The following is a 20,207-nucleotide window of genomic DNA, read 5'->3' on the forward strand; positions in this document are numbered from 1 at the left end:
TTTCACTTTAAGTTAATTAAGAAATTAATAATTTAGAAGAATTATAATTTTATAAAAAATTCGCAAACAACTAATAAACAATTAAAAAGGGTGGTGGGTTTTAACACAGTTCTACTTCTTAAAGATACCTCCCACAATTAAATAATCATAATTATTTTAAATAATAAAATAGATTGGCGGTGGGTTTTTGCACTTAAATGATTTTAAAGTAGTGCTTTGAAGTTTGTGATGTAGAAAAATATCCAATAAAGTGTCATATTTTTAAAGCTTTACTAACTAACATAGTAGAGATACAAACTAAAAATGGGAAAAGAACACGAAACCATATTTCTTAAAGCACTAGAAGAAAATCAGCAGCGGTTATTTAGGATTTGTTTGATTTATTCAAAAGATAGGGAAGATGCTAAAGACCTTTTTCAGGAAGTATTAGTTCGTGTATGGCAATCAACAGCTACGTTTAAAGGTAAATCTTCCTTCGGGACTTGGATGTTTAGAATCGCCCTCAATGTTTGTCTTCAATTCAAAACTAAACGCACGAAGAACGAAAGTCGGTTAATAAAATTAGATAGTATTACAATAGCCAATTTCAGGTCTGTGGAAAAGGTCGAAGAACCAAATGAAAAGTTGAAACATCTAAGAAAATGTATAAAAAACCTAAAGAAAAGTGATAAGGTAATTATTGCCCTTTATCTGGAAGAGCTTGCTTATAAGGAAATTTCAAGCATTCTTGGTATAACTGAAAATAATGTAGCAGTAAAAATCAAACGGATTAAATCGAAATTGTTAAACTGTATAAATGAAATATCATGATAGAAGATGAATTAATTAAAATTTGGCAGTCGTCAAGCAATCAAGAACGAATAAAGTTCGAGAAATCAAAATTGATGATAGAATTACAATCAAGTTTAGGGCGTTTACATCGCTGGTGGAAATATATAGAGCTTGTAGAGGTGATTATGGCAATAATTGGGATTTTATTATCTATTTTTCTAGTATTCTTTATACCCTTTGTCCTTATAAAAATAGCGATAGTTTTTATCATAATTTGTGCGATTTATTTGATAATCAAATATCAAGGTGTTCATAGGTTTAAACCAAGTGATTTGGAAGAAAATTATCTAGATTATCTCAGAAATACTAGAGAATATCTTGAGGTACAAAAGAAATTCCTTGAAACTTATGTGCATTGGGGAATTTTACCGATTTACCCCATAATGGTATTGTTTACTATTGGTATTTGGGAAAATGCACCGATATATTTTATTGTCTTTATCAATATAGCTGTAATTGGAATAGGGATTTACGGATATTTTTTAAACAAAAAAAGAGTGGAACATGAAATTAATCCGAGGATAGCGAGAATAGATGAATTGATAAAAACGTTAAATGAATAACTCTAATGTTGATAGAATTCCCAACTAGATATTTTTTAAAATAGTGGTGGGTTTTAGTGGTGGGTTTTTGCAACTAAATGCATACATTTGCATCATTATGCAGGTAAATGCAGCATAACTTAAATGTTGTAAAATGCTTGTAAACACTGGGAAGTGTTGTGAATAAAGGTAATGGGGATGTAGCTCAGTTGGCTAGAGCGCTTGACTGGCAGTCAAGAGGTCGTCGGTTCGAATCCGATCTTCTCCACAGTTTATTAAAAAGATCTGATGAATTTATTTGTCAGATCTTTTGTGTTTATTTGTAGTCCACAAATTCAAATCGCATGAAGATTAAAATATCCATTTTTGCATTATTAACCTTTATCTTGTTTTGTTGTTCAAAGGATGATAAGCCAGTTGAAATTCAGACAGGAAATATTAAATTGGAAATTGTATTTAATGATGGTACCAGTCCCATATTAGATGCTACTGTTTCTATTGATGCTATCTCAAAACAAAAAGTTACTGGTGTTGATGGATTAGTAACTTTCGAAAATATAGAAGTAGGAAACTATGAGGTCTCTGTTAGTATACCTTTTAGTGATATTATTACAAAGGAGAATATTGTGGTGGAAGCAGATAAAACTACTAATGAATTAATTCTCATTGATTATCCTAAGCCAATAACTCCAGAAAAGATAGATATTGATAAATGGTTAAATGCTTGTTATGAAAGTTTAGTTTCTGATGATATTTTTGGAGCAAAAGGTTATGCGACATACTGGGGAGATGTTGGGGTAGATGTATTTATGGGTAACATTAATCTTAATTTTCCAACTCGTAAAATGGATACCTATGATTTTGGTTCGACCGATAAAATAATAGAGGATATATGGACAAATCATTATCAAGTTATTAGGAAAACGACTATTGGTATTGAAGCGATTGAAACTTCGGAATATGTCACTGAATTGAATACCGATGAAAACATTGCTAAAGCAGAGTTTAAGTTTTTAAGAGCACTTACTTATTTTAACCTAGTAAAATTATTTGGAAATCCAGTACTGGTTACTTCCACTGAAATTCCTTCGGATAATAATTCTGTTGTTCAAGACCCGTTGAAAGTTTATGAGTTTATAGAGGCAGATTTAATTTTTGCAGAAAGTAATCTAAGTCAGTCAAATATAAAGAACAAAGCATCGGTTTCTGCAGCTCAAGCTTTATTGGGAAAAGTTTATTTGCAAATGGCAGGTTTCCCTTTGTTACAAAGCGATAAGTATTTAAAAGCTCTAGAGCAATTTAATAAATTGGATGGGCTATATGCTTTAGAAACAAATTATGGTGACATCTTTAATAGTGATAAAACAGCAAACAGCAGTGAGGTAATTTTCTCAATAGATTTTACTATTCCTAATGATTCTAACCTAAAAAGTTGGGATTGGTTCTATTGGGGGCCTTTAGAAGTTACAGAACGAGACTTTTTTTTACTAGCACCTAATTTTATTAAAGGTTACTTTAAAAATCCGAATGATTTAGATATCCCTGTGTCATTTCCTCTGAATATTGAAGATAGTAGGTTTTTTGAAAATATAGTATCGTTTACAATTCAAAATAATGCTTCTGTAAATGCCGAAGATACTGCAAATTGGCGCCCATATAAATTTAGTGAGAACTACCAAGAAGGAAAATCATTTCAATTACCGTATCTAAGATATGCAGACATACTTTTAATGATAGCTGAGGTAGAGAATGCAATTAATGGTGGTCCAACAATTAAAGCATATGATGCTATTAACAAAGTGAGAAGACGAGCTTTTGGAAATACAGAAAATGATGTGACACCAGGCCTTAATCAACAAGACTTTCTAGATGTTTTATTTGAAGAAAGACTTCTAGAATTATGTTTTGAAGGACATCGAAAAGATGATTTAATTAGAATACAGAAATTGGAGAGTGTTATAGAAAACCATAATGCAAATAGTTCCCAAAACATGAAAAACTATCAGTCACATAAACACATTTTACCAATACCCGAATTAGAGATAAATCTTAATCCAGGAGTTTTTCAAAATCCAGGGTATTAATTAACCCTGAAAGTTCTTTATATCTGCAAACAAGTGCCTAGATTTCATTTTTAATATGGCAGTTGCACATAATACTCCTGAAAGCATAGCTCCAGAAACACCAACCAAAGTAATGTCTTGCCCAACCAATTTCAACCCTTTTATTTTAGTTTTTGGCCTTAAAAAAGGAAGTTTAAATCTTTCAGGTGTATGCTCTAAGCCATATATTTCACCATGTTTATAGTTTGAAAAATGTTTCGTAGAAAGCGGTGTGGAAACTTCGGTTTCTATAACATGACCTTTAAGTTGCGGAAATAAATGATAAAGTCTATTAAGCATAGTAGTCTCAAAATCCGCTTTTAGTTTTTTGTAAGCTAATTCCCGTTTCATCCATGGCTGGTTTTCATATTCAGAAAACCAATTATAATGACCTACAGACATAGCTTGAATGGTCGATTTTTGACCATTCTTAATATCCCATTCGGGGTCTTTCGCAGATGGAAATGAAATATATGCAAAATTATTGGGGGCTTCTGAAAGTGTTGCTTTCTCAATTAATTCATCCGTATTTTCATGTGCATAATACCAAACATTGTGCTTGGGTAAATTTAAACCTGCACTAGATTTATTTAACCCAATGTACAAACACATATGACCAGTCGCAGGTTTTACATCTTTTATGTCGAATTTACAATAGTGTTTTGCCTTTTCAGAAAGTAACTGATTGAATGTATTATTTACGCCTACATTGCTAATAACACTAGTACAATTTATAACCGTATTGTCCACTTTTATTCCAGTTACTTTGTTATTCTTTGTTATAATTTCTTGTACATCCGCATTAATAAAAACCTTGCTTCCAAGCTTATTTAAGACATCTATGGTTTTATAGCTAATTTGGTCAGCACCACCTATTGGATAATAGCCACCTTCCATAAAATGAGAAATAACCATAGCATGTGCTCCAAAACTGCTGTATTTAGGTGAAAGCCCATAATTACCACATTGGCCACAGAGTACAGCAATTAATAATTTGTTATCTGTAAGTTCATGTAACACATCACTTGTGGTTTTTTGAGAATACTGTGCGTAGCGTTTTCTAATGATCCATCCTAAAGATTTACTTAACCAAGGTTCAAACACTTTTTCAAAAAAGAATAGTGCACCACGCTTATTCGCTTTTTCTATTAGAGATAGATAGTTGTTAATGACTTCTTCTTCTTCGGGGAAATATTCGATAAGCTGCTTTCTGAAGTTTTCTTTACCAGCTCTAAATTCGTATTTTTTATTTCCAACATATACCACGTCATATATGTCTCCCATAAACTCCCATTTAAGTTGTCCATCAGTAATAAAATTGAACATCCCAAGAAGGGATTCTTTTTTATCCAAATTACCAACATAGTGAACACCAACATCCCACTGAAAACCTTGTTTTCTTTTAAAACTATGTGTAAAACCACCTGGAACATAGTGTCGTTCCAATACAGCAACTTTCTTACCTGTTTTAGCCAGCCAAGTAGCAGTAGTTAAACCACCAATGCCCGAACCTATAACAATATGATCGTAATTGGAAAAATCAATATTTGTAGAAAATGGCTCATAATTTTTTTCAGTCATAGAAAGTTTGTTAGTATGCTATTTCCTTTTATCAATAACCATCATAGGCTTTCTGCTCAATTTTGGAAATTGAAGTTTTTGAATCACACTTTTATCATGAAATTCTATTTTTGGGAGCACTCTTAATTTGGCTCTAAAGTGATCTTTAATCTCTTGCAATAGGGTGTCTGTTGGTTGAGGCGCTGAGATTTTTAAAAGAATTTCATCGGTTCCTATGTCGTTTTGATAAATTTCAATAATATAAGTGTCTATATTATTAAAATGATTTAAAACATTATGCATTGCCGGAGGGTATAAAGTGGTCCCTTTATACTTAATCATTTGTTTCTTCCTTCCAAGAACGGGACTTAGTCTAACCGTATTTCTACCGCACAGACATGTATCAGAATGAGCTCTTACTACATCTCCAGTTTTAAATCGTAATAAAGGCATGGCTTCTACACCTAGAGACGTAATGGTTAACTCTCCAGTTTCACCTTCCTGTACGGGTTCATCCTGATCATTTAATATTTCTATAATGATTAATTCTGGGTGATGATGACCTCCTTGTTGTTGTTCACATTCTGTAAATGCTGTATTCATTTCTGTGGAAGCATACGTTGAATACAGTTCAATATCCCAGGTGTTTTTAATTTTTGAGGCTAGTAGGTTTAACGAAAAATCTTCATTTCTTAATGATTCGCCTATACAAATAGCGCCTTTTATTCCTGATGCATTAATATCTATATTGTGTTGCTGAGCATATTCAATAAGTTTTAAAAGAAATGAAGGAACAACAATAATATAAGTTGGTTTAAATTTTAATATAGAATCCCATTGTAATTCCGGAATACCATTACCAACACGAATAATACCGGCTCCAAGCTCTCGTGCTCCCAAAAAGTATGCTAATCCAGCCATGAACCTTCTATCTATGGTAGTCATGAGTTGAATAGTATCATCTTCACTTACCCCTGCACAGGCAAAAGAAATGGCTTCGTTATATGCTAAACGTTTTAAATCGTTATCGGTTAAAGCAAATGTTACAGGTTCACCTAATGTTCCGGAGGTCGTTACATAATCAATGATTTCTTTTTTAGGGACACAAATAAAATCGTCGTTGTACTGCTGTAAGTCGTCCTTAGATGTTGTTGGTATAGTAGTTAAGTCCTCAAGTGTGTTAATATCATTGATGTTAATATTATGTTTATTAAACATGCGTTTGTAGAAAACTGAGTGCTCGTTCAAATAAGTTAAAAGAAGTTTTAATTGATCTTCTTGAAAGCTTTTTATTTCTGATGTTGGGGCTTTTTCTATCTTAGGAATCATAGATTCAATTTCCTTTTTAGTTTTGTAATATACAAATCAATTTCGCGTTGATCTGGCACGGTTGTGATTTCTTTAGTGTTTGCTTTTTCAAAAGCATGTAATGCAGCGGTAAGATATCCTCTTTTATAATAGTATTTCCCTACTAAATAATAACCCTCCCAATATTCGGGATTTGTTGTTTGTATGTCTGAAATAATTGATGGATCTATATGTTCATCATTTTTTATTGAAGATTGAATTTTAATACTTAGTTTTCTGTAATATTCATAATTTTTATAGGCATCAGAAAATTGAAAAGGATCTTTTTCGATTGTTAGTTGGGGGTTAGAAAGCCTTTTTTTTATAGGGTTGCTAAAAACATCATCTAAATTATAAGCAACAAATTCACCTAATTGATACGGGTTTGATGATACCCAAACCAACCGTTGTTCTGGTTTAAAAACGATAGCATGATGTGCTAATAATTGATTAAGTGCTTTTTCGTTACCATAACCAATACTTTTGTTTTGTAGACCTTCTTTATTTCGTAATATATCTACAGCAATTTGAGGTGTTATTTTAGGTTGTTGACTTAAAAGCTCTTCCATACGTTGATAACGATATTGAGAATGACTTTCGGCTTTATGCTTTAAGTTTTTTTTATCATCTGCATAAGCTTTACTTTGAAAATGATTAGAGCAGATTAATTGATTAGAATTGGCAACCTCATACACTCCAAAATTTTCAGGTGAAACCTCTATGGTAATTGCTTTTTTATCTTTAGCACTGCCAATTAATATAGATTCAGATACGAAAACCTGACGTTTCTTTGCAATAGCAATCGCTTCATCAATAGTAGAGGCATACTGGAGTATTTCCCTATTTAAAATAGAAATAGGTGTTTTAGCAATTAAAGGTATTTTAGATTTTCCGGCATTTATGGTAACTGTAATACCATGTTCATTCATTCCAGAAACGACACCAATCATGCCTCCCCAGGTTACTGACATAAATTTGTATCCCTCTGTTGGATTTACAAATGCAATTATTTTTTCTTTTGCGAAATCATCACCAGCGTAGAAGTCAAAATTTCTACCTATTATTAAGCTCCCGTCGTCTGTTTTTTCTCCCCAGGCAGCAAATGAAGAGCAACCAACTAAAGCCAAATCTTGTAGCGCATGTCCAATATCGTGAGCGCCATGTAAGTATAGAACTCTTAAATAAGGGTTGGCGATGTGGTCATAACCTAATGAAGCATATTTAGAAAGCCCATATATCTCGGTTTTATATTCTTCGGGAATATGGATGTACATCTTTCTATTAAACCAAGCTAAAAATTTGCGTAATAGTGCTTGTTTTGTTTTTGAAGGTACAAAATCATTAATCTTAGATAAGAATACCTGTTCTTGATTATGAAATAACTCTTGTGTTAAGCTTCCAATAATTAAACCTCTTTCATATGGATCACCTTCCACATAAAGTTCCCATAAGCCTTGTTTGTTTTTCGTAAGAAAGTTGTCGTGTAAAACATACGTAGAATCTAAAATTTTAACTCTTTCAGGGATAGATGAATTATAGTTGCTAACATCTGGAACATCATTAAGGGATTTTGAGATGCCGCACGATGATACTAAAAGTAGAAGCACAAAAAAGCAAAACCACTTTACTATTTTCATCTTCTTTAGACACATATAATTGAAGTTATTTTAAGGTGTTCATTATACACTATTTTTGACTTATTTCCTGTTCGTTATTGACTTTTAATATTTTATTTAATAAATAGTCTTTACCTAAAATTTCGGAACACGTTGTCACAGCACTTATTGTAACTCCTAAGATACCATGCATATTTAGACTTTGACCTGTAAACATTAAATTTTTAATTTTTGTTCTTGGTGATAAAAAAGATTGCATTGGCTTATTAACATCTTTAACATAACCATACATAGAACCTCTATTACTACCTATATAATCCCTATAAGACAGTGGTGTAGATGTGTACATCTCTTGAATGCAATCTCTAATATTTGGAAATTTAAGCTCTAATTCTTTTATTAATTTTTCGGCTTTTTCTTCTTTAAATTGTTCATAGGTTTGACCTCTTTCATTTTTATGGGCAACAGTATTAAATGTATCTACCCAAGGTTTAAGTTCATCATAATGCATGTAGGTCATTACCGTTATATTATCTCCATAATCGTCCATATTTTTCTTAATTGACATGGACATCATGTACCCTTCTGGCCAACTTTCCTGAGTATATTTGTGAACATCCCAAACATTATCGGGGTTTTTAAAATGATAGAAGTTTTTATTTTGGTATTTAAATGAATTTGGTTTTAAAACAATGTATAAACTAAACGCAGCAATGGTGCTTTCAATTTTATCAACTCTATTGGTGTAGGACTTTCTAAATTTATCTTCGCCAACAAGCTTTAAAGTAAGTTTAGGTTCAATATTAGAGATAAACAAATCCCCTTTTATTTCTTTTCCGTTCGAGCAAATGGCTGAAGTGATTTTACCATCATCAAAACCGAATTTAACAACGTCATGGTGCTTGTAAGTTTCTCCGCCGTGCTCCTTTAATCTTTTAATTAATGCTTTAGTTATTTGACTACCTCCATTAATGCATCTATAAGCGCTTTCTATATATGAATTTATTGTTAAAGCATGCACGTAAAATGGTGTACGCTCACCATCACCAGCATATAAAAAGTTTGTTCCTGCAAGTACCGCTTGCAGTTTTTTATTATTAGTAAGCGAATTGATGTACTTTTTTGCCTGAAGCTGAAAAATAGCCATATTATCATGGTAAGGTTTGCCTTGTTTCAAGTTATACAACGGAAAACTATCACAGGTTTCCTTTAACTTGTTACAATAAGTTACTATGGCAGATTCTTCTTCAGGAAACTGTTCTATTAAAATTTCAATGAATTTTTCGTAACCTTGTGCATGCCTATATTCGATAGGATCATTATCGAAAGTAACGATATCAAACCCATTTCCGTCTAGTTTTTTAAGGGATAAATCATCTATAATGTCAATATATTTAAAATATTGATACAGGTTTTGCCCTTTGTCAAGTCCACCAATATAATGTACTCCAGTATCAAATATGGTTTTGTTTCTCACAAAAGTTTGCAAATTACCACCATATTGGTTGTTTTTTTCAAGTACACAAACACTATAACCTTCTTTTGCTAAAATGATTGCAGAAGCCAAGCCTCCTAATCCACTTCCAACTATTACAATATCATAGTGTGCTTTCATCTATTTTTTTATCGTTTAAAAATAATAAGGTTTTCATTCTCATAATACGACTTAAAACCTAAATCATTAATCGTTTCAGAATATAAATTTCGACTTTCTTTTAGTAAAATTAAAAGATTAATATGGCTATTCAAGACGCTGTTTATTTGCTCTGGAGAGATCTCGTTTGTATTGATTATTAATACGTTTGCGTAATTCTTAAGAGCTTCATCGATAGTGTTTTCAAAATTAATACGGTTATGCTTATTTGTAATAAAACTATTTTGAAGAATCATTTTAACAGCAGTATCTTCAATATAAGAAATTATTTTTCTGTCGATAGCATCTAAAGATAACAGAAAATCTAGTTGACCATAGTCTTTTGAAAGATGAAGGATCGTATCTTTTTTATCAATCGTATTTAAAATAGCACTATAAGTCTCTTTATACGTTTTAAGGTCTTCTTTAACCGTTTTGTATAAGGCATCACCTTTATATCTATAGTCTTCTAATACTATTTCATGAAAATAAGCATCGTGTTCAATTTCCTGTCTTAAATCATTAAATTCCTGCTTAAAATCTGCGCTTATATTTTTTGTACGTTGTTTATAACCCTCCCCAAATGATTTATTTTCAATAGGAATCCTCTCCAGTATTTTTACAGTAAGACTTCCATTTCTAATAAGGAAACTACCTTTTGGATTAACCTCCGAATTACCATGAATAAGTACTGGGATGACATCTAAATTTAATTGTTCAGCTAAGTAAAAAGCCCCTTTATGAAAGCGTTTCATTTTGTTTGTTAAAGATCTTGTCCCTTCTGGGAAAGCCATTAACGAATACCCTTGATTGACTTTTTCCTGAAGATGAGATACCCCGTTTTCGATACCACTGGAAACAGGGTAAAATCCGGCAGCTTGAACAGCTTTACCAAAAACAGGCGAATTGTAAACCCAATCGTTCACCAAAAATATAATTTTTGGATGTAGCATACCAACAGCTAAAATGTCTAAAAAAGAGGTGTGATTCGCAATGATTATTGCAGGCTTTTCAAACGTTTCATTACTAAGGTTTATAACGTTCTTTTTTAGAAAAGGGTTTGTATATAAAACCGATTTCATATACTTTGAAACTGTTTTATGAAACCACTTCATTTTTACTTTTTTGCTCACAGGAATTATTTTCAATAGCGTAGCACTAAACAAAGAGATTAAAATTCCTCCTAATCCAAAGTATCCAAATGACAGGATAGAGTGTATTAATAGTCTTAATGTTATGGGGCGTTTTGTTTTGCTTCCAATAAAAAGCTTAAATAATGATGGCTGAATTGAGAATGAAATAATTACTGCAGATAAAATCCCAATAATGGACACTAAAGAAATAGAATACAATGCAGGGTGCTTAGCAAATATCAAGACGCCAACCCCTAATATAGTTGTGATAACAGATAAAATAATAGATGTTTTATGCGTCGTAAAAGCCTTCTCTCCAGTTTTATATTCGTGAAGTAAGCCATTAGTAATAAAAATACTATAGTCTATTCCTAAACCAAAAATAAACGTGGAAATAATAATATTGAAAATATTGAATTCAATATGAAATAACCCCATCACTCCAATGGTCAATAACCAAGTTAATGCTATAGGAATACTTGTTACTAAAGTTAATGAAAAGCTTCTGTAAAATAATAAAAGAAGCAGTAATACAACAACTAATGAATAAACAACCAGATTATTGAAGTCATTTTTTAGATTCCCTAAAAAAGTTTCATTCATTTGTCGTCTATCAATAACTAACGTTTGTGGGTTGTTTTTAAAAATATCTATTAATTCTTGTGTGTTTTCATCTTGAACTTTAACTAAAGTAGTAACCGTAATAAAATGGTCTTTTGAAGTAATATAATCTTCTTTTGAAATAGTTTTTAAAGCCTTATAATCTTCTGTTTGTAAAGGTTTAAAAACGGTGTTTAAAAGTGTATAGAATGAATGAAATGTAGTGGATTTAAAGCCAAATGTGTTACCACTTTCAATAAGGTTGTTTTTAGTGCTTGTAATAGTTTCATCATTCCAAAATGCATTCCATTTTGCAATACGTTGTTTTTGTTTTTTTTCTGAATGAATTAAGGTTCCAATAGAACTGAAATCTATAATTTGTTTTTCTGCTTTAAGCGCTTGTAGTTTTTTATAAATGTTATCATTTACTTCTAGAGCATCTTTTTCAGAATTACCATAAGCCGCCAAATACACAGATTTTGATGCTATATTAGTTAATGCATCTAAGCGCATCTGAGCTTCTTTAAGATGTTGTGGTTCGTAGTTAAGCTTTGTTAAGTCCTTATTAAAAGTAACCGTATTATAGGTGAAAAAACTAACAACAAATGCGACTAAGAGCGTTATAATGAGTCCCTTTTTTTTATGAAAATGAAAACTGGCAAGGCTATCTATAAATGTATTTTTTTTAACTTTTTTTACAGAATCTTTATATGCCAGAGGAATAAAAAGCAAGGCAAAAACAGAAGCGCCTATAACACTTATTGCAGCAAAAATACCCAAATCCTGTAAAGCTTGCGAGTTTAAAAACAGCAAACACAAAAATGCCAAAGCAGTCGTTAAGCTGCTCATTAATAATGGTTTTGTAATCTCTTTATATAGGGCTTTTACATTGTTATTACTTCGTATGTGTGTTAATATATGAAGCGAATAATCTAAAGTTACACCAAGTAAGACAGAGCCTATGCCTAAAGAGATTGCTGAAATTTTCACGCGAATGAGATAAAGCAAAGCAACTGCTAATAAGCCACCGAAAAGTGTTGGGACAAATAAGATGACCGGAATGCTTATCTTTTTGTAAAAAACAATGAGAATGACTAGTAAAATGCTCATTGCAATACCAACTGTAAATTGAATATCCTGTTTAATCTGCTTGGCATTTGCTACAGCAATTAGTACGCCTCCAAAATATTCGCTTTGTGCTTTGTTTTTAAATGTATTATTAAGTTGATTACTTATTTTATATAAATGTTCAGCAAATTTTGCGTTTTCGGCAGTTTCACTAGAGCCGAAAGTTGGAGTTATAAATAGTAATACATGATTTTTATCTTTACTAATCAAAAACCCATTATGAAAAATAAAATCATCACCAAAACCAAGTTGTTGTAGTTTTTTTAAAGCAATAAAAGACAAACCTAGAGGATCTTTTAAAATGCTCTCTTTGGCAATAAATCCGGAAGGTGACACTAAGGTCTTGTAATTGCTATGTGTTATAGCTTCAATGCTATCCTTTTGAATTTTGTTTTGAATGGTTGTATAATCACTTTCGTCTAAAAAAATTGGTAGATTTTTATAAACAAAATCTAAAGTTTCAAGAATATCTTCATCTTCAATTTTTCCCTGAATTTGTTTAACATATTTACTGGACGTTATATTTATGCTGTCCATTAATTGTGATGCGTATTGCGTCATATCATCAACAGAACCATCGGATTCCTTTGCGATATTTACAATAATTTTATCGGCAAAATTTACGGTTTTTAAAACCTTTTGCGCTTCAGAGGTTTTATCATTTGATGGAATAAGTTTAGTGATATCTTCTTCAAATTCAATTTTGGATGCTACAAATAACAACGATAAAAGCACTAGTAGGAAAACACTAAAACTTAATAGCTTTTTAGTAACAATTTTTTTATATATGTTGTAAAAAACACTATCCATTATTGAGTACCACTTTTTTATCTAAAATTAAAAAAAGGAAATAACTTAAAAGACCGAAACAAGTTGCGGCTATGATTGCTAAAGAAAAACTACCGACAATATAAGTTTTAAGATGTTTTAAAACTTCAAAATTTTCGATCATTTCTTCCCTTGTGTATTCTAATTTTATTCCTAAAAGATATTGCCCCATTCTTGAGCTGGCATAAAGTATAAAAGGAATAAAAGGAGGGATGCTTATATTCGAAAAAACAAAAGCAATTGTTTTATTTAATTTAAAAATTAAAGCTAAAAAAATAACAAGTGCTGTTTGAAACCCCCAAAAAGGAGATAGACCAATAAAAACACCTAAGGCTATAGATAATGCTTTTTTAGAAGCAGCATCTTGTGTTCCAAATAAGTCTTCACTAAAAAACCGTTTAAATCCTTTTTTTTTTAATTTTCTAAAAAAATTTCTCGGTTTAATGTACACAACAGTAAGTATTACAAGCCATGTATTTAAAATGCTTATTCGCGTAAAATCTTTAAATGGTCTAAAATGAGAAACGCGTTCTGTTTCATCATATAACACGCGAACGGGTATATTTTTAACGGTCACTCCAGACCAAGCAGCCTTTACAATAACTTCGATTTCAAATTCAAATTTAGATGTATAGAATTTAAGCTTTTTTAGTGCTTCTAGAGGATATAATCTAAATCCAGATTGTGTATCCTGAAGCTTAATTCCAGTTTCTGTCCAAAACCAAAAGTTTGAGAATTTGTTACCAAAACTACTTTTTTTAGGCACATCTTTTTGACTCATATTTCGAGCACCAATGAGTAGTATGTTTTTGTCGTCACTTTTTTCAAGTTCATTAACAAAAGCAGGAATGTCTTCTGGAAAATGTTGACCATCAGAATCTATAGTAATTGCATAATGATACCCTAAAGCTTCAGCATGTTTAAAACCCATACGCAACGCATTACCTTTGCCTTTATTTTTTTCTATATGAATTTGTTGAAGTTGTGAATATCCTTCAAGAATTTGTGATGTATTATCTGTAGATCCATCATTAACGATAATAATGTGTTGCGTAAATTGTAAAATACCATCGATAACTCGCTTTAATGTACGATCATTATTGTATGTTGGAATTAACACACACACGCTTAAATCGGTGATTTTTTGATTGGTTAGGTTAATATTCACTTTATTGAAACCTTAAAGCATTATTGATTCGAAATTACTGTTTTTTCTTCATCACTAAAAGCTTTGGACTGTAAAATATAATCTTTAATGTAATGCCTTAAATTAGAAGAAGTAATGTCTTTAAAATGTTTTAAAATGAACTGTTTATCTTCTTCAATATGACCTTTATACTTTAAAAGCTTTGGTGTGTTTTCTTGAATCCCTAACCGAACAAAATGAACTTCTATGTTATTTGATGATTTTCCTATAGCATGCTCTACATATGAAACACCTTTTATAAATAGTTTTTTTTTGTCTTTAACTTTTTTTTCTTGTCTAGCTAATAAAGCAATTGCTGCACCCTTGTAAGCTACTAAGGTGGCTTCATCTTTTTTAGTTACTTTTAAAAGTAGGTTATTAAAAGTTTCTACTTTGGTACGGTCTTGGGCTGCTTCTTTATATGCTTTTCTAACGGTATTAATATCTACTGATAAAATATTTATACTTATTACTGATATGAGTACCATTAAAAAATTCATATATAAATTATTTCACTATAAAATTTGTAGTAGCTTTTAAAGCTACGGTATCTTCAAATTTAGAAATGTTTTTTACTTTATAACCTTCATCTGTTTCGGAAATATCTAGCTGTAACTCCAATTCTGGCGTATTAAAAGGGTTAATTATTGCCATGAATTTAATATTATTTGCAGATTGTGTAAATAATTTTTTTTTGACAATATTTTCGGTAATTTCTTTAATAATTTGCATCATACAAACACCTGGCATCACTGGATTACCAGGAAAATGCCCTTTAAAAATAACATGGTCTTTGTTAATAGTAATATTAGCTGTTGCTTTAGTGTCAAGAACAGTTAAGTTATTTATTTTGTATAAACTGCTTAGTAATTTACTCATTAAAAATCGAACTTATAAGTGGCTCCTATTTGGAAAACCTTGTTTAGTAATAAATCATCGATATTATTATTTCCATTAGTGTTGTTAACATTATTTCCAAAAATATCAACTATTCCTATATTATATCTAGTTTCAATGCCTAAACCGAAAGGGAAATCATAACCTAAACCACCGAAGAATAAAAAATCAAAACCTTCTAAATTGTCATTAAAACCATCATAATTATCGCCTACTTTAATGTTTATGGCAGGACCAACAATGGCGTGTAAACTAATTGCTTTAAAAGGATAAAATTTGTTTGCTAAAGCGACACCTAAATACTGAATCTCTAAATCATCTAATCCAGAAATCACAGACTTACCTCCTTGTCTTGAATAATTTATTTCTGGTTGTAAAGCATAAAAATTCACAAATTTAATTTCGGCAAACGCCCCAATGTAAAAATCTGTTTTATCATCTAAATTGGTGTTAGTGAAATTCGAAAAATTAACACCAGCCCTAACGCCTGGCTTAATTTTAATTTGAGAAAAAGCAATTGAGCTTACTGCGATCAACGCTAATGATATAAGCGATTTTTTCATTTAATTAATTGATTTTAAATTAATTTTCAGTTTAATATTTGAATGTGAAATTTTAATTTGATTTGCAATAATATCATTAATTTCTAAAAATAAAAAGGTGACTTTTTCTTTTCCGTTTTTAACACGTATGATTTTGTTTAATTGCTGTGTCTTAAAATAAAAATGTTTTTTGTTGTCTAAAGCAGTTTCATAAACTAAAGTATCTTGTGATGAATACGATTTAATAATTGGTATTTTTTCTTGAACAAGCGCTTTAAAGTCTTTTTTTAAAATGTTAATTAGAATAGCTTTATTGATATCTTCAATAATGAAATTAACCTTAAAAGTATCATTCAAAAAGGAAAAGTCGAAAATTTTATTCCCCATTTCTGTTGTAAATACGATGCGATGGTTAGCTTCTCCTAGTTTTTTCACTATAAAAATACCGCTAAAAAGTTTATCATAAACTGCAATATTTGCTTTATAGACATAATCTTTTTTTTCATTTGAAAAGTATGGATTATGAATTATTTTATTTGATGTCGTCTGTATTTGAAAGTTACGTTTTTTAGAATACGAACCACATGCTATAAAAAGCAAACAGAAACTACTGATTAAATATCGCATCTGATAAGTTCATGTTTACTGTTCGGTTACTAAAAACAATTTTTGTATAATCTTCTGATGGTTCTATCATTTTCAATTCTACAACATCACCGTCCTTATTAAATATTATCTGAAATGCTTTTATGTATTTCGAAAATTTTTTGTCTTTTGGACTAAAGTAAACTTCGCTATTGGCACCATTTTTAAAACATGTAATATCAAATTCATTTTCATCAAACATATCCCCTTTTACACTATTTATAATTAGGGTGTTTAGTTGTTTAAACATCTTGTTTGATCCAATATCTATGTTGCTTTTTTTGCCTTCATCATTAATAAAAAGTGTTTCGTTTTTAAATAAAACAGCATATTTAAAAGGTGTTACATATTCCCATTTTACCATATTGGGAGATTTAAATGACAGTTTACCCGAAGTTATAATATCGTTGGATAAAAAGTCTAAATGCTTGTATTGTGTAAAGTCACTTAATAACGTATTTATTGTAAATGCTTGTGCTTTTACTTTTGCTTTTAAAGTGGCAGATTCTGCTGTACTCATTTTGGTTTGCGCATGTAATGCAACACTCATAAAAAATAATATATAAATAATATTACGCATATGCTTTTATGTTGAATAAAGAATCTATAGTAACAGACTCCATATTTTGTTTTTGTAAAAATAACAATAACCGTTCCAATACTGTAATTGTTTTTAAACTTGTATCGTGAAGCAAAATAACATCGCCTTTTGAAAGTTTTTTTGTAATACGATTAAATATCATTTTGGGAGTTCTTGAAGTCGTATCTAAAGAGCGAATATTCCACCCTATAGATTGCAATCCGACTAATTTTATTGCTTTTTTTATTCTGGGGTTTGTCACACCAAAAGCGGGTCGGTATAATTGCATTGTTAACCCTTCAATACTTTTTACAACAGCGTTTGTTTTTTGTAATTCATCAATCACCTTTTTAGTTTTAAAAAAGCCAAAATTATTAGCATGTGTATAAGTATGATTACCAACAGTATGTCCGTGTTTTATGATTTCTTTGAATACATTCGGATATGCTTCAATATGTTTGCCAACACAAAAAAAAGTGGCTTTGGCATTGTACTTTTTTAAAAGTTCTAAAACTTTGGGTGTGAATTCCGGGTGTGGACCGTCATCAAAAGTAATAGCGATTCTATTTTCTTTAATTATTTTATTAGAATGAAGTGATTTAAGATGGTAATTCCATTTCACAAAAAAAGAACCAGCTGTGGTAACCAAAAACCAAATAATAGCCAATACTATGATTAAAGGCCACAAGGACCATTTATAAAAGTAGCTTGTAAATAGTAAAACAAGCGAGGCTACAACTGTAATTATATTTACTGATTTATAGTTTAGCATCTACGCAATAAAGTGAAGCTATGATTCTCTCCTCTATATTGATTGTAAAGTAAAATAGTTTTGTAATTTGAACCTTGAATATCGTTAAGTTTTACCGCTTCTGGAAGTTTTTGAGTTTTCAAAATTTTGGATGCTAACCACACACCAAATGACGATGCTGTGTTAAATTCACCACACAAATGTTTGTAATAAACTTGTTGCGTGTTTTCAAAAATTCCTGAACTTAATTCATTATAAAAACGATCATATGTAACATCCCCATTGTTTCCTAAAACCAAAAGGTCTATAGCTTCAATATTTAGGTTGTTCTCTTTTAAGAATGTATTGGCAACATCGGTAATATTTGTTTTTAATGTGTTATATGTGCTTATTGCTACAATTTGAGCATAGCTGGAGTCTTGTTTAAGATTAGATAACACAAAGAAATTTGCACCTTCACTAAAAACAGCTCCCTCTGTTTTAGAATACAATAAATCTGTAGAGTTTACTTTTTCTTTTTTTATATGATTAACAAGTTTATGTAGGGAGCATGTATAATCTTCAATTTCATCAACACCTCCAACCAAAACTGTATTGGCTTCATTGTTTTCCAACATTAACTTCGCATCCAATACTGCAGATTCAAAAGAAATACTTGCATGTACATAGGTGAAATTATAACCTTTACATTGCAGACCAAGTGCTATTTGTCCTCCAACGGTGTTGTGTGTAGATTGTATAAAAGATGTTGGTGTTAAAAATTGTTCATCATTATCTATAATGGCACTTAAAAATTTCTTAGAATCCTTAAGGCATCCCATTCCTGTTCCTGTAATGATAGCATCTACTGTGTCTAAATTAGCCTCATTTAAAGCTATTTTAGAAGCTACAACGCCCATTTTAACCCCTTTTGCCATTCTACGAGAATTTGCCGGAGAAATATAGTCTTTGTAGTTTGGGTCTACTGCTAAAATGATATTGTCGTCATAAGAAATGATTTCATCTAAAAACGATGAATTATCAAACGTTTTTTGGGATGAAATGGAACCAACACTATTTATATAAACGGCTTTCATTGTTTTTTTGAAAAAATAATAGTTGAACAATTGCCTCCAAAGCCTAATGAGTTTGATAATACCGTATGTAATTCTTTTTCTTTAAGCTCTAATTGCGGGGTCATACTAAATTCTTTCATCTGAGTTTTAAAATTCAGATTAGGATAGACCACGTTATTCTGAAGGGCCAAAACAGAATACACAGCTTCAATAGCTCCAGCTGCAGCCAGTGTATGTCCTGTATATGCTTTAGTAGAACTAAAATCAGGAACACCTTTGTCGAATACTCTTAAAATGGCCTGTCCTTCAGATAAATCATTATTTCCAGTTGCAGTGCCATGTGCATTAATATAATCAATATCACTTGAAGATAATTCAGCGACCTTTAATGCTTTTTGCATGGCCAGCGTTGCGCCATCTCCGTTTTCAGATGATGCTGTTTGATGATAAGCATCATTGGCATTACCATAGCCTTTTACATAGGCTAAAACCGTTTTACTTTCGGTTTGCACGACCTTATCAGACTCCAACACTAAAAAGGCAGCAGCTTCACCTAAATTTAACCCTTTTCTATTTTCATCAAAAGGCGTATTATATGTATCTGATAAAATCATTAAGGTTTTAAAACCATTTATGGTGAACTTTGATAAGCAGTCCGACCCTCCAACAATAACTCTGTCCAATTGTCCAGATTTTATTAATCTGGCGCCAAGCATAATCGCATTCGCAGCAGAAGAACAAGCTGTACTTATTGTAGTTACTAAACTTTGTTCTATCCCTAATTGTTCTGCGATTTTTTGAGTAGAATCTCCTGCATGATGTCCTGCTATATACTTTTGAGTTGCTTTGTTTTCAAAATAATCATGATAATATGCTTCAGTCTTATCCATTCCACCAACACTTGTTGCTGATATTAACCCAGTTTTATACTTATTTATATTAGAAATTCCTGCGTTCTGAATAGCTTGTTTTGCTGCTGTTACACCCAGTAATGCCGTTCGGGAATAATTATTATCTGGTGTTAGACCAATTTGTTGCTCTAATTCTTGATTTGTAAAAGCAATTTCGCCAACCATAATATGATCCTTATGAAGGGTTTTGATTTTTGAAATTCTTGAAATTCCAGTTTTACCTTCTATAAGTGACCTGTAATTCTCTTCTACATTGTTTCCAATAGAAGAAATAATTCCCATTCCAGTAATAGCTATGCCTTTACTCATATTTTATCATT

At 31.1% G+C, this 20,207-nt stretch carries 17 protein-coding genes and 1 tRNA gene; 4 read left to right on the plus strand and 14 right to left on the minus strand.

What is annotated here, in order from left to right; all coding sequences use genetic code 11:
• Window positions 1-303 precede the first annotated feature (303 nt).
• The 4 genes from EM932_RS11770 to EM932_RS11785 all read left to right on the plus strand — a co-directional run bounded on the left by EM932_RS11770 (window position 304) and on the right by EM932_RS11785 (window position 3,457).
• Complete coding sequence (locus EM932_RS11770) at window positions 304-810, plus strand: RNA polymerase sigma factor (RefSeq protein ID WP_135877394.1); 507 nt, start codon at window positions 304-306, stop codon at window positions 808-810.
• Complete coding sequence (locus EM932_RS11775) at window positions 807-1,394, plus strand: hypothetical protein (protein ID WP_135877395.1); 588 nt, start codon at window positions 807-809, stop codon at window positions 1,392-1,394. Before EM932_RS11770 ends, EM932_RS11775 begins: the two co-directional genes overlap by 4 nt.
• 173 nt (window positions 1,395-1,567) lie before the next feature.
• A tRNA-Ala gene (locus EM932_RS11780) sits at window positions 1,568-1,641 on the plus strand.
• Between the two features lie 76 nt (window positions 1,642-1,717).
• A complete protein-coding gene (locus tag EM932_RS11785; protein WP_135877396.1) occupies window positions 1,718-3,457 on the plus strand; it encodes a RagB/SusD family nutrient uptake outer membrane protein in 1,740 nt (579 codons plus the stop codon).
• Here EM932_RS11785 and EM932_RS11790 read toward each other — a convergent pair whose 3' ends face one another.
• From EM932_RS11790 to EM932_RS11855, 14 genes are read right to left on the minus strand one after another with little or no spacing between them, the layout of a single operon-like run.
• Window positions 3,458-5,056, minus strand: coding sequence for a phytoene desaturase family protein (locus EM932_RS11790; RefSeq protein ID WP_135877397.1), 1,599 nt, complete (start codon window positions 5,054-5,056; stop codon window positions 3,458-3,460).
• 18 nt (window positions 5,057-5,074) lie between these two features.
• A complete protein-coding gene (locus EM932_RS11795) occupies window positions 5,075-6,364 on the minus strand; it encodes a phenylacetate--CoA ligase family protein (protein ID WP_135877398.1) in 1,290 nt (429 codons plus the stop codon).
• Window positions 6,361-8,019 (minus strand): C45 family autoproteolytic acyltransferase/hydolase, encoded by a 1,659-nt coding sequence (locus EM932_RS11800; RefSeq protein WP_135877399.1) that lies wholly within the window; start codon window positions 8,017-8,019, stop codon window positions 6,361-6,363. Before EM932_RS11800 ends, EM932_RS11795 begins: the two co-directional genes overlap by 4 nt.
• A gap of 49 nt (window positions 8,020-8,068) precedes the next feature.
• Window positions 8,069-9,613 carry a phytoene desaturase family protein gene (locus EM932_RS11805; protein WP_135877400.1) on the minus strand — a complete coding sequence of 515 codons (1,545 nt, stop codon included), beginning with the start codon at window positions 9,611-9,613 and terminating at the stop codon, window positions 8,069-8,071.
• Between the two features lie 8 nt (window positions 9,614-9,621).
• The gene (locus EM932_RS11810) at window positions 9,622-13,302 is read right to left on the minus strand and encodes a 1-acyl-sn-glycerol-3-phosphate acyltransferase (RefSeq protein WP_135877401.1); all 3,681 of its coding nucleotides are present in this window, start codon (window positions 13,300-13,302) and stop codon (window positions 9,622-9,624) included.
• On the minus strand, window positions 13,295-14,488 hold the full coding sequence (locus EM932_RS11815) for a DUF2062 domain-containing protein (RefSeq protein ID WP_135877402.1): 1,194 nt from the start codon (window positions 14,486-14,488) through the stop codon (window positions 13,295-13,297). Before EM932_RS11815 ends, EM932_RS11810 begins: the two co-directional genes overlap by 8 nt.
• Before the next feature lie 20 nt (window positions 14,489-14,508).
• On the minus strand, window positions 14,509-15,006 hold the full coding sequence (locus EM932_RS11820) for a hypothetical protein (protein ID WP_170179782.1): 498 nt from the start codon (window positions 15,004-15,006) through the stop codon (window positions 14,509-14,511).
• A gap of 7 nt (window positions 15,007-15,013) precedes the next feature.
• Window positions 15,014-15,385, minus strand: a complete 372-nt coding sequence (locus EM932_RS11825) for a 3-hydroxyacyl-ACP dehydratase (protein ID WP_135877403.1) — start codon at window positions 15,383-15,385, stop codon at window positions 15,014-15,016.
• Window positions 15,385-15,966: an outer membrane beta-barrel protein gene (locus EM932_RS11830; RefSeq protein WP_135877404.1), complete on the minus strand. Its 582-nt coding sequence runs from the start codon at window positions 15,964-15,966 to the stop codon at window positions 15,385-15,387. Before EM932_RS11830 ends, EM932_RS11825 begins: the two co-directional genes overlap by 1 nt.
• Complete coding sequence (locus EM932_RS11835; RefSeq protein ID WP_135877405.1) at window positions 15,967-16,572, minus strand: hypothetical protein; 606 nt, start codon at window positions 16,570-16,572, stop codon at window positions 15,967-15,969.
• Complete coding sequence (locus EM932_RS11840) at window positions 16,553-17,140, minus strand: outer membrane lipoprotein carrier protein LolA (RefSeq protein WP_246041038.1); 588 nt, start codon at window positions 17,138-17,140, stop codon at window positions 16,553-16,555. The genes EM932_RS11835 and EM932_RS11840 overlap by 20 nt, the downstream gene beginning before the upstream one ends.
• Before the next feature lie 22 nt (window positions 17,141-17,162).
• Window positions 17,163-17,942 carry a polysaccharide deacetylase family protein gene (locus EM932_RS11845; protein WP_135877407.1) on the minus strand — a complete coding sequence of 260 codons (780 nt, stop codon included), beginning with the start codon at window positions 17,940-17,942 and terminating at the stop codon, window positions 17,163-17,165.
• A complete protein-coding gene (locus tag EM932_RS11850) occupies window positions 17,936-18,997 on the minus strand; it encodes a beta-ketoacyl synthase N-terminal-like domain-containing protein (RefSeq protein WP_135877408.1) in 1,062 nt (353 codons plus the stop codon). Before EM932_RS11850 ends, EM932_RS11845 begins: the two co-directional genes overlap by 7 nt.
• Window positions 18,994-20,196: a beta-ketoacyl-[acyl-carrier-protein] synthase family protein gene (locus EM932_RS11855; RefSeq protein WP_135877409.1), complete on the minus strand. Its 1,203-nt coding sequence runs from the start codon at window positions 20,194-20,196 to the stop codon at window positions 18,994-18,996. Before EM932_RS11855 ends, EM932_RS11850 begins: the two co-directional genes overlap by 4 nt.
• Window positions 20,197-20,207 lie beyond the last annotated feature (11 nt).

The organism is Flavivirga rizhaonensis (genome assembly GCF_004791695.1).
GTDB lineage: Bacteria > Bacteroidota > Bacteroidia > Flavobacteriales > Flavobacteriaceae > Flavivirga > Flavivirga rizhaonensis.

Excerpts from the sequence above, each read along its gene's own strand:
- EM932_RS11770 (WP_135877394.1), top strand. The coding sequence starts at position 304 with ATGGGAAAAGAACACGAAACCATATTTCTTAAAGCACTAGAAGAAAAT.
- EM932_RS11775 (WP_135877395.1), top strand. The coding sequence starts at position 807 with ATGATAGAAGATGAATTAATTAAAATTTGGCAGTCGTCAAGCAATCAA.
- EM932_RS11785 (WP_135877396.1), top strand. The coding sequence starts at position 1,718 with ATGAAGATTAAAATATCCATTTTTGCATTATTAACCTTTATCTTGTTT.
- EM932_RS11790 (WP_135877397.1), bottom strand. The coding sequence starts at position 5,056 with ATGACTGAAAAAAATTATGAGCCATTTTCTACAAATATTGATTTTTCC.
- EM932_RS11795 (WP_135877398.1), bottom strand. The coding sequence starts at position 6,364 with ATGATTCCTAAGATAGAAAAAGCCCCAACATCAGAAATAAAAAGCTTT.
- EM932_RS11800 (WP_135877399.1), bottom strand. The coding sequence starts at position 8,019 with ATGAAAATAGTAAAGTGGTTTTGCTTTTTTGTGCTTCTACTTTTAGTA.
- EM932_RS11805 (WP_135877400.1), bottom strand. The coding sequence starts at position 9,613 with ATGAAAGCACACTATGATATTGTAATAGTTGGAAGTGGATTAGGAGGC.
- EM932_RS11810 (WP_135877401.1), bottom strand. The coding sequence starts at position 13,302 with ATGGATAGTGTTTTTTACAACATATATAAAAAAATTGTTACTAAAAAG.
- EM932_RS11820 (WP_170179782.1), bottom strand. The coding sequence starts at position 15,006 with ATGAATTTTTTAATGGTACTCATATCAGTAATAAGTATAAATATTTTA.
- EM932_RS11825 (WP_135877403.1), bottom strand. The coding sequence starts at position 15,385 with ATGAGTAAATTACTAAGCAGTTTATACAAAATAAATAACTTAACTGTT.
- EM932_RS11830 (WP_135877404.1), bottom strand. The coding sequence starts at position 15,966 with ATGAAAAAATCGCTTATATCATTAGCGTTGATCGCAGTAAGCTCAATT.
- EM932_RS11835 (WP_135877405.1), bottom strand. The coding sequence starts at position 16,572 with ATGCGATATTTAATCAGTAGTTTCTGTTTGCTTTTTATAGCATGTGGT.
- EM932_RS11840 (WP_246041038.1), bottom strand. The coding sequence starts at position 17,140 with ATGAGTGTTGCATTACATGCGCAAACCAAAATGAGTACAGCAGAATCT.
- EM932_RS11845 (WP_135877407.1), bottom strand. The coding sequence starts at position 17,942 with ATGCTAAACTATAAATCAGTAAATATAATTACAGTTGTAGCCTCGCTT.
- EM932_RS11850 (WP_135877408.1), bottom strand. The coding sequence starts at position 18,997 with ATGAAAGCCGTTTATATAAATAGTGTTGGTTCCATTTCATCCCAAAAA.
- EM932_RS11855 (WP_135877409.1), bottom strand. The coding sequence starts at position 20,196 with ATGAGTAAAGGCATAGCTATTACTGGAATGGGAATTATTTCTTCTATT.